This is a genomic window from Kluyvera sp. Awk 3 (assembly GCF_028069715.1).
GTDB classification, from domain to species: domain Bacteria; phylum Pseudomonadota; class Gammaproteobacteria; order Enterobacterales; family Enterobacteriaceae; genus Kluyvera; species Kluyvera georgiana_A.
In genome coordinates, this window is record NZ_JANEWH010000151.1 from 1 (window position 1) to 10,148 (window position 10,148).

The following is a 10,148-nucleotide window of genomic DNA, read 5'->3' on the forward strand; positions in this document are numbered from 1 at the left end:
GCTTTAATGGCGCTTGCCAGCGCGGCGACCTGTTCTGCGGCAGATATTGCCCCCTCTGCCCACGATGATACCGTCACCCTCTATTTTGCCCGTCATGGTAAAACGCTGTTTAATACCTTCGATCGCGTTCAGGGCTGGGCCGATACGCCGCTGACCGAAGATGGCGTCCGGGTCGCCCGTTATCTTGGCGAAGGGTTAAAAGGGATCGCATTTGACCGCTATTACTCCAGCGACGCGGGACGCCAGCGCGAAACCATGGCGGTCATTCTCAAGCAAATGGGGGTCGCAAACTACCAGCTCAATGAGCTTCCCGGCCTGCGTGAAGCCTTCTTTGGCGGTTTTGAGGGCGGCTTCAATAAAGATATGGCGGAAGCCGGCGCACATGCGCTCGGGTTAGCCGATAGCGCCGCGTTGTTCCAGGCGATGAAGGCGGGAACCCTGCCCGTGAAGGATTCACAGGACGCGCTGGCAAAAGCTGACCCGAAGGGGCTGGCAGAAAACTATGCGCAGGTAAAAGCCCGCACCCAGGCCGCGCTGGCGACTATCGTCAAGCAGGCGCAGGCGAACGGCGATAAAACCGTGCTGGCTATCTCGTCGGGTACATCGATGCAAATTATGATCTCCGATCTCACCGATTCGCCAGACAAAAATAAGCCGCTGGCTAACGCCGCCGTGGTCAAAATTATCTATAAAAACGGTCACTACAGCGTGCCGGAAATTGGCACATTGCACTACGTCGAAGCCGGTAAACAGCGTCTGAATAATCAAAAATAATAGCTACATTGATAATACCGCGGGGATTCTTGCCCCCGCGAATCTATTCTGGGATCACACATGAAAATAACACCATTAGCAACAGCATTGCTTATGCTGATGCAAGGCTGCGCCATGTCAGCATGGGCCGCCGACAATCAAAATGAATATGCGTATCTGGATAACGCTTTTTTTCGTGATTCGTCGATGACCCTGTCATTAAAGAACTACTGGAAATATCTGAAGGAGGAGAATGCAAACCCCACACACGTGCACAATGCCTGGGGTCAGGGCGTGGCGGTGGATTATCAATCGGGCTATTTTGCCGATTTTATTGGCGTTGACGCCGTTTATTATGGTGCAGTGAAATTAGGCGCCAGTGATTATTTTAACTCCCGAGGCGTACTGTATAATAACGGCGAGGGTAATAAAAAAAGCAATGCTGAGGGATATTCTAAATTCGGCCAACGTAATATTAAGCTGAAGTATAACGTTGCGGATACCCAATTGAACGCCCGCTGGGGCTGGCAGGTACTGAAAAATTACGGCGTTATCTCCACCTCCAATCGCCTCTCGCCCACCACCTATTCGGGGATTAGCGGCGGCATCAGCAATGAGCATTTGACGCTACGCGGTGCCTATATCGAGAATTCAATGGACCGTAACTCGCCGGATAAAAAACAGTTGCAGACCAATACCGGAGAGAAAATCAACCATCTGGCGAGCGGCGAACTGTTGTGGAACAGCCAGTTGTTCAGCGCGCAATATGGCTACGGTGAGAGCGAAAATTATCTGCGCCGGCATCTGTTGTTTACCCAACTGCGGCCCGTCGAGCGTTTGAATATCGGCACGCAAATCTATGCAACCGAAGCGCTGGATAACTATCTGGCGATGCCCGCCAGCAAACGCGACTTCGATCATAACGCCTGGCATTTCGCTATCGACGCCAGCTGGCAGGCCGACCGCTGGAGTACGAAATGGGGTGTGGGCTATACCAGCGCCAAAAAAGAGAATGAAGTCGGCTTCTATCCTCGCCATATGAGTAAAAACTCACGCGGCACATTTATCTCAATGGCCTATGCCGGCGATGACTATATGCGCGATGGCGAACTGGTGCTGGCAAATATTTCCGACTATAAACTGACGCCGGATTTAGCTGTCGGGCTGGCGGGAAATATCGCGCAGTTTAACTACAAGAATAACCACGTACGTACCGGCGAAATTAGCGCCTTTACCCGCTGGACGCCTTCCGCGCCGCCGCTGAAGAATTTAACAGTTTGGCTGATGTTTGGCCCCGGCTGGTCGTATAAAACCAGCGGTAAAACGCCGGTGCTCACTAACGGCCACTATACGCGCACGCAGACGCTGTCCTCTGAAGCCATTATTGAATACCGTTTTCGGATGTTCTGAGAAAAGCAGGCCTGATAGGTTCACTATCAGGCCTGCAGGAGAGATTACGGCGCGGTGCGGTGAATTTCCGCCACGCGCTTGCGAACGCCAAACCAACCGGCGACCAGCAGAATAGCAATCAGCGGCAGCGCAGCGATGGTGTAGGTACCGTTCGGGTAGTCAAACGCCATCAGCACCAGCACGCTCAGCAGGAACAGCAGCGTCAGCCAGGAGGTAAACGGCGCCCCCGGCAGCTTAAAGCTGACGTCGGCGGCTTTGCCCTCTTTAATGGCTTTACGCAGACGCAGCTGGCAGACCATGATAAAGCCCCACGAAGCAATAATCCCCAGCGACGCGAAGTTCAGGACGATTTCAAACACCTGAGACGGCACCAGATAGTTGAGGAATACGCCCACCACGTAAACCACCAGCGTGGCCATAATCCCGGCATACGGCACCTGCTGACGGCTCATTTTGCTCATAAACTTCGGCGCGGATCCGCCCATCGCCATCGAGCGCAGAATACGCCCGGTGCAGTACAGGCCCGAATTCAGGCTGGAGAGTGCGGCGGTCAGGACCACGATGTTCATAATGCTGCCGATGTACGGCACACCCAGCTTCGAGAAGAAGGTGACGAACGGGCTTTGCCCCGCCTGGTAGGCGGTCCACGGTAACAACAGGACCAGCAGCACCACGGAGCCGACGTAGAACAGACCAATACGCCAGATCACGCTGTTGATGGCGCGCGGCACCATGGTCTGCGGATCTTTACATTCGCCGGCCGCGGTACCGACCAGTTCAATCGAGGCAAAGGCGAAAACCACGCCCTGTACCAACACCAACGCGGGCAGCAGGCCATGCGGGAAGAAACCGCCGTTGTCGGTAATCAGATGGAAACCGGTCGCATTGCCGTCCAGCGGCTTGCCGCTGCCCAGATAGACGGTACCCACCACGAGGAAGACAACAATGGCCAGCACTTTGATGAGCGCAAACCAGAACTCCATTTCGGCGAACCACTTAACGCCAATCATGTTCATGGTGCCCACCACCGCCAGCGCGCCAAGCGCGAAGACCCACTGCGGAACGTCGCCAAATGCGCCCCAGTAGTGCATATAGAGCGCCACGGCGGTGATATCAACGATGCCGGTCATCGCCCAGTTGACGAAATACATCCAGCCCGCCACGTAGGCGGCTTTTTCGCCGAGAAACTCACGGGCATAGGAGACGAAGCTGCCGCTGGAAGGACGATGCAGCACCAGTTCACCAAGGGCGCGAAGAATAAAGAATGAAAAAATACCGCATACCAGATACACCAGCGCCAACGCCGGGCCAGCCATCTGTAGGCGCGCGCCAGCCCCGAGAAACAGGCCGGTACCAATGGCCCCGCCGATCGCAATCATCTGCACCTGACGGTTTCCCATGGCCTTGTGGTACCCCTCTTCGTGGGCATTCAGCCAGCGTCGTTTCGCCGCGTGTTGCTCCGCGGCTTGAGTGTTTTGTGTTTCCATTTTCCCTGTTACCTGTCTGATTTAAGGAGATTTCAGGTCGTCGCGAACGGAACGCGAGCCACGACGATCAATGCGATTTTTCCCGTCATTCTGTGTAGAGATAAAATCGCCGCGAAGCATCCTACCTGCAATTAATAAGCGGTGCAAAACATACGCGGTCGTCAGAGCGCTCCGGGACGAACAAAGCGTCGTCATCAGCGGTCATGGCAGCGGTTTTAACTGTGCGAAAGAGAAAAACAGGAAAATATCGGGAAGGTAAACACTTCGTGCTTAACAATGAAGGGAAATATTGATTCCGCCTGCTTCCGCCTGTCGGTAAGGCGAAACGGCCTCGTCATCGAGGCCGTTGCATAAAAGAGATGAATCACATCATTGAGTTAATTTCGTGACAGGTAATTTTTACGGAAAGAAATATTCCGCATCAGGATTTGCGACGTTCAGGAAGAATATTTACCGATGCCATCAGACAGATAATATAACCAAACAGCTCGCTCCCCTCTTCCACCATATTTTTGACAATACGGACGTAGCCATCCTGCAAAATAGACTGCCAGAGTATCGACATACCGAACAAACGGGAAAAGACGAGAATCGCCAGTAGACCGGCAATCATTAATCCATATGACGGCGTCGTGGTATATTCAGCCAGCTGTGCCAGCACCCGTTGCGGCTGACGAAATGCGTAGTAGAGGGTCGCCAGGCTTACCGCCAGCGCGAACCACAGCCAGCTCCCATGCCGGATGAGGTCAAACACCGCGTCAAGCTCACGGATCAGCATGGCAAGGAAAAAACCGGCGATCAGAATATTGCACTGACGCATTGCGCTGTGTTTCCACCCGCGTACAAGGTGCACCATGATAATGATAAAGAGAATACTTTCCTGAACAATTTCAGTGAATGAGTCTTCGGTCAGACCGTTTTTGATTATATTCACATCAACATGCAGGCACAGTACGACAACGACTACCGCCAGGGCTAAAAATACAACACGAAAAAGTAAGCTAACTAAAATCATAAAAGTCACTGCATCTTACCAAAACTTTATTTTACAGTGAGGTTTATCTGACAACTTGTCCATCTGTGCCACATAGCCGCGATATTTAACAATTATTGCGCTATTGCCGGCGAACGTTTATTTCCCGACCTTGTTAAAATAATAGCCGATGCGCGGCCGGCATTATATTGCGCTATTTTCGTACTCGTAGCGGCAGATGGTGTTAATCCCACGTTCGGGGCTTTTGACCCCCGTGTGCAGGTACAGCGCTTTTGCTTCGTGTACCCAGAAGGTGCCGCCGGCTCGCGCCTGCGCGTTAAACAGCGTTGCCTGCGGATACATCGTACGCAAATTGCCTTTACTGAAACCAAACCATTTACGGGACACGTCCCTCAGTTCGCGAGTGGTAAGCAGCCGCCCGCCCTGGCGCGCGCAGCGCTCACGAGCCTGCACAAAGTTATCATCCACCGCGCCGTCGCCCATAAGCCAGGTGGAGACCGTAAAGTCGTAGCGCTGGGAATTGCCGCTCTTACGGTTATGCAGCGTCAACGTCCCCGCCCTTTCATGCGCCAGCGGCTGTCGTACCATCCGCAGCGTAACCCGCCCTTCATGATGGGGGTCGATTTTCAGCCAACTGTGATTAAAGCTGAAGACCACGTCATTAAGATTCAACGCCTCGTGGTTGCTGCTCATGGTCACGATCGCACCGGTAAATCCGGCGCTCAGTATGCTGGCCGTGCGAAAACCTGGCGTGCTGGGGGTATGAAAGCTGATACGCTGAAAATAATCCGTCTGCGCTTCAGGCGCGGCATAAACGACGAGCGGCGATAACAACGAGATAAGGGCCGAAGCCCGAAACAGGGTTTTCATCTGCATTCTTACCTTTGTCACGGATGGCAGTGGCAACGTTGCAGAAAGAATAATGTGAGCAATTGATAAATAAAGATAATTTACACATTCTGACGGTAATGCGCGGTGTTTATCGCCGGATTACTTCTGAATGCGCTCAAGTTGCACTTTATCCGCCGCCTGCGCCTTATCGGCCAGCCCCTGGAACTGAGACGGATCGTAGTAGGAGGCGGGGGCCGGAAGCTGCTGCATATCATCACCGGGGTAGATTTGCAGTGCCCCCAGACGCGACAGCTGATACCCCTCAACCACTTTCGGCATCGTTAGCTGGTACGGCGCGGTTTTCTCAGCTGGCACAGGCGTGGGTAATCGGTTGTTCTCCAGGTTGTAGTTGCGCTTCAGCACCAGGAATTTATCCGGTACCCGCCGTTTACTGTTCCACCAGTAACCATCGAGTTCACGGAATTTCTGCTCCGTTTCGCTTTGCGTCGCCACATCTAACGCCAACAGGACGCGATGCAGCTCATCGGTCATGGCGGCGTTGAACGCCTCCACGGAATGGCCCTTGCCCTGTAATATCACCGTGATCGCCATTCGTGCGCCCAGGAGATTCGAGTAGAGATCCTCCGGCGAGAATGCCGAAATTTCTTCCGGAAACCCGGGGACAGACTCAAAACCGTACCACTGGGCGATCTCATGCCACTGTGCCAGCTCGAAGGCCAGATGAGCGGATAGCCACGCCGCCAGGGTATACCGCGAGATCATTGAGGCCGGAGGGGTGAACGCGTTCAACTGCAACCGGCGAACGCCCAGTTCGTTGCTATAAAAATAGCGCCAGCGCTGGCCCAGCTTGGGGTAGAGCTGGCTGAAGATGAAGAAAGTGTTATCCGCCGTATCGCGCACGTGGGCAATATCAATAAACCCACCGCGATGAGTATAGATAAGCCCATTCTGCTCATCGCTCAGCCCAACCAGATTTTTCACCGCCCCCAGCGCGCTGTCGTTGTAACGGTGCTCACCCAGCGTGTCTAACGTCAGCACGTTGCCAATCTGATAAAACGGCACCGGTACACCAACGGCTCTGACGTGCAGGTCATGACCAAAAGCGCAGCACGGGCGCAGTGACTCCGGCGGCGAAAGGCTTGCGGCAACCGGGGCGATTTTCCTCGCCTGCTGGACAGGAAAAAGCATGTCATTCGCCTGCGCGCCCGTGACCGCAAGCGTAAGAAGAAGTAGCCATTTCATCATCAGAATGCCTCCGCCACCTGGAAATAAAATCCGGCGCTCTCTTTGCCAAAACCGAGATCCAGCCGAATGTTCATGGCGGGTTTCACCTCAAAACGATAGCCCACGCCCGCGGTCGGCAGCAGCGGATGATGGCTTAAATCACCAATATCGCTGCCCAGCGCGCCAGCGCCCAGCCACACCACGTACCCGTGACGCCAGTTCAGCTTTCGTCGGTATTCTACCTGCCCGCTCACGACATCATTGTCGCGATAACGCCCCTGATAATAGCCGCGCAGTCGGCGGTCATCGCCGGCCATCGACAGCATATCCCAGGGAACATCACCGCGAGTAAAGCGCCCCCAAACGTCAAATGCCAGCACCGCTTTTTCATTCAACAGGTGATAGACGTTATATTGCAGCTCGGTGGCGGTAAAGTGGCTGTCTGAGCCAACGGAAGGATCGAACCAGGTATACTCGGCTTTAAAAAACTGCCCGTGCTCCGGGCGCGTCACCACATCCCGCGAGTCGTAGTTAACGCTGACGGTAGCCCCCGAAGAGAGCGGCGAGGTTGATGCATCGTAATGAGAAAATCGGTCGCCTTCGTGCGGCGAGTCAACGCTGGCCTGCATCGAAGAAAAATCCCACCCGGCGCCAATATAGAAATTGTCGATCACTTCGCGCATCAGTACCGGACGCAAACGTACGGAATTATTGGTGTAATCCTGCGCGCTCCCCTGCGCCGCGTCGTAGCCAATGCCCCAGAACCCCGTCGGAACTTTGGTTATCGCCCCATCGACAAACAGCCGCCAGCGATCATCGGTAAAAAAGGTATAATTGTTGACACCTATACCCAGTGCGCCGCTGGCGCTGATAAAACCGGTGAAGGAAAGCGAGGAGTTCTGCGTGCGGCTATCGTGGGGATCCACGCGGTAAAGCCCCGCAACGGCCATTCCCAGGCCCAGTTTCAGTTCAGGCGTATAAAAGGGGCCGGGTAGCACGCTCCAGTTAATGCCTTTGGCAGGATCGTATTGGTTATCCGCGCCAAGCGATGAAAGCAATTCATCCACTGATTTTTGGTCGAGCGATATCGCGCCTGCTGGCAGGGCCATCAGCATCAGCGTGCTGGTCAGCAACAGGCGGCAGCTGTTCATCAGAAGCGATATTCACCGGCAATGAAAAAACTATTGCGCTCGTTAAAGCCAATCTCGGTCAGGAGATTGAAGTGCGGCGTCATTTCATACTGCGTGCCGACCAGCATATTCCATGGCGAAGTGAGGCGCTGCTTGACGCGAAATCGTCCCTCCCCGTTCTGGTTCACCGCGTTAATCAGCGGCTGAAGCGTGGCGGGCATCTTCAGGTCTTCCAGGCTGCCTTTAAACTCCTGCTGGACATCCTGATACATGCTGCCCAACCAGAGACTCAGATGTGATGGCCCCACCGGCCCTTCGAAACTAAAGCGATAACCTACGCGCGGAGAAACCGTCAGGGCAGAGATCTTACCGTCCAGAATATCGAAATCGGTGCGCGTATAGTTGGTATCCACCAGCGCGAACCAGTTCTGGTAGCCACCGGCCAGGGTAATTCCGGTTCCCCAGGTGGTGCCTTTGAAATCGAGGGTGAAATCAATATTCTGCAACTGACCGCTCTCGTAAAGCTGATGCACAGACCCGGCGATAAGGCGATCCAGTCCGCGGTAACGCGAGGGATCCGCATTGACGGAAACGTTCGAGACCGACGAGCCGCGTGAGTGCCCCACCAGCCCATAAACGTTGAGGAATGGGAATACCCACATATCCAGACGCAGCGTTTCCGTTTTACTTTGCTCACGCGTGTGCCCGGCATCAATATCGAACATGTCGACGGGAATGGGGTGATCGCCTAACGCCAGTCCCGAAAAACTGATGCTCTGGACATCAATATTCTGCCGCATATTCATATAGTTGAGGTTGACGCCAAACGGCAACGGAATCGCATAGCCTCGCGCCCGCGCCTCGTCGCCCCAGACAGGAAAAGTCCGCTCCTCGCTTTCGGCTGCGGCGGCCAGGCCGGAGAACAAGATTAGCGGCACTACGGTGTTTATCCATCTCATCGGTCTTCTTCCCATTTGTTCAAAGGCCCCCCATTTACAGACCCGAGCCCACGTTGAAATAGACGGCCTGCTCGCTATCGCTAAAGGCCACATCAATACCGGTGTGCAAACCATATTCACGCGCAATCAGATAGCGGAACCCGGTGCCCCACGCCACCTCGGCGCTGCGGTACAGGTCAGCGCTGCTATTGGCGGCGCTGCCCGCGCCGATAAAACCCTGCACTATCCAGCGCGGCGTAACCCGCCAGGCAAGCTGCGTCTGTACAGTGCTGACGTCATTGCCCTGATAGCGATAGCGGGAAATGCCGCGCAGCGCGATGTAGGGTCGCGCCATCGGCGGCAGGTGGTTATCCTGAGGTGAGAGTGTTTGATAGTTTCCCGCCAGAGAGAGCGTCCATTCCGGGTTAAGCGGAATAAAAAACTTGCCATCCAGAGTCAATAAGTCGTAACGATAATCGCCGCCGAGCGCGCTACCGTAGAATTGATACTCGCCGTTCAGCGAGACGCCCTCTGACGGCCAGAAGAAGTTGTCGGTGGCATCATATTCCGCGACCACGCCAAAGCTCGATGAGATACTGCTGTCACCCAACACGCGCTGCCAGGCACGATCAATCAGGGGATTATTTTTGGCGGAAATGTCCATTCTGGCCCAAAATTGCGATGCGCCGAGAAACATCGGCGTATCGCCGAGTCGAAACAGCAGTTTCTGCATACCACCGTAGCCTTGAGTGGCGGTGTTGATCGCGCGATGCGAGTCAAAACCCGCAACGTCGCCAGTATAAATATCAAGATTGATATCAGCGTACCCACCGGCAACAAGGTAGCGAATATGGTCATCCTGCCAGGTGCGTCGGTGCCCACCGCCGACAAACCAGCTGCCGTTTTGCGTTCCGCCGCCGCCAAAGGCGCTTATCGCCGGTGGCGTATAGCGGCCATTATTCACCTTGCCTTTCCCGTGTAAAAACAGGCCGAATAGTCCGCCGCCGTAACCGACGGCCGGTTCAGTAATCACCACGGGGACCGGAAGAAAACCATAGGGGTTATCCTGCAAATAGCGGCTCATATCGAGCATGCCATCTTCGGGATCGAAAAGAGTGCTGGCTTCAGCCGGGCAAAGCGCCAAAGACAATAGCAATATTATCCATCGCCGCAATTGCGCCATAGCCATCACCCAGAAGAAATAATTATTGTTATTTTTCAGCGCAGAAGACTGCCTGAGCCCTCTGCTCTTCTGAGCTTAGACCAGACTTTGTTTAATTCAAGCAGGGCCAACAGAAGAGATGAACCCGGGGGGAATATAGCGTTCATCTTATATGTAGAAGGTTCATCGCCCGAACTG

General features: G+C 54.4%; 9 protein-coding genes. 2 read left to right on the forward strand and 7 right to left on the reverse strand.

Annotation, left to right across the window (positions count from 1 at the left end):
* Both NNN71_RS21325 and NNN71_RS21330 read left to right on the forward strand, forming a co-directional pair.
* The coding region (locus NNN71_RS21325) for a histidine phosphatase family protein (RefSeq protein ID WP_271459287.1) at window positions 1–774 on the forward strand (774 nt) is incomplete at its 5' end.
* A gap of 60 nt (window positions 775–834) precedes the next feature.
* Window positions 835–2,163: an OprD family outer membrane porin gene (locus tag NNN71_RS21330; protein WP_167576263.1), complete on the forward strand. Its 1,329-nt coding sequence runs from the start codon at window positions 835–837 to the stop codon at window positions 2,161–2,163.
* Window positions 2,164–2,207: 44 nt separating this feature from the next.
* Here NNN71_RS21330 and ansP read toward each other — a convergent pair whose 3' ends face one another.
* The 7 genes from ansP to NNN71_RS21365 all read right to left on the reverse strand — a co-directional run bounded on the left by ansP (window position 2,208) and on the right by NNN71_RS21365 (window position 9,971).
* Window positions 2,208–3,650 carry an L-asparagine permease gene (gene ansP / locus NNN71_RS21335; RefSeq protein ID WP_163448603.1) on the reverse strand — a complete coding sequence of 481 codons (1,443 nt, stop codon included), beginning with the start codon at window positions 3,648–3,650 and terminating at the stop codon, window positions 2,208–2,210.
* 421 nt (window positions 3,651–4,071) lie between these two features.
* Window positions 4,072–4,665 (reverse strand): transporter, encoded by a 594-nt coding sequence (locus NNN71_RS21340; RefSeq protein ID WP_163448601.1) that lies wholly within the window; start codon window positions 4,663–4,665, stop codon window positions 4,072–4,074.
* A gap of 162 nt (window positions 4,666–4,827) precedes the next feature.
* Window positions 4,828–5,514 carry a hypothetical protein gene (locus NNN71_RS21345; protein WP_271459288.1) on the reverse strand — a complete coding sequence of 229 codons (687 nt, stop codon included), beginning with the start codon at window positions 5,512–5,514 and terminating at the stop codon, window positions 4,828–4,830.
* 120 nt (window positions 5,515–5,634) lie between these two features.
* Entirely contained in the window at window positions 5,635–6,741 is a 1,107-nt protein-coding gene (locus tag NNN71_RS21350; RefSeq protein WP_163448597.1) for a DUF4056 domain-containing protein, read from the reverse strand.
* On the reverse strand, window positions 6,741–7,871 hold the full coding sequence (locus NNN71_RS21355; RefSeq protein WP_271459289.1) for a BamA/TamA family outer membrane protein: 1,131 nt from the start codon (window positions 7,869–7,871) through the stop codon (window positions 6,741–6,743). Before NNN71_RS21355 ends, NNN71_RS21350 begins: the two co-directional genes overlap by 1 nt.
* Window positions 7,871–8,809: a hypothetical protein gene (locus tag NNN71_RS21360; RefSeq protein WP_271459290.1), complete on the reverse strand. Its 939-nt coding sequence runs from the start codon at window positions 8,807–8,809 to the stop codon at window positions 7,871–7,873. Before NNN71_RS21360 ends, NNN71_RS21355 begins: the two co-directional genes overlap by 1 nt.
* Window positions 8,810–8,843: 34 nt before the next feature.
* Window positions 8,844–9,971, reverse strand: a complete 1,128-nt coding sequence (locus NNN71_RS21365) for a BamA/TamA family outer membrane protein (protein ID WP_271459291.1) — start codon at window positions 9,969–9,971, stop codon at window positions 8,844–8,846.
* Window positions 9,972–10,148: the final 177 nt, after the last annotated feature.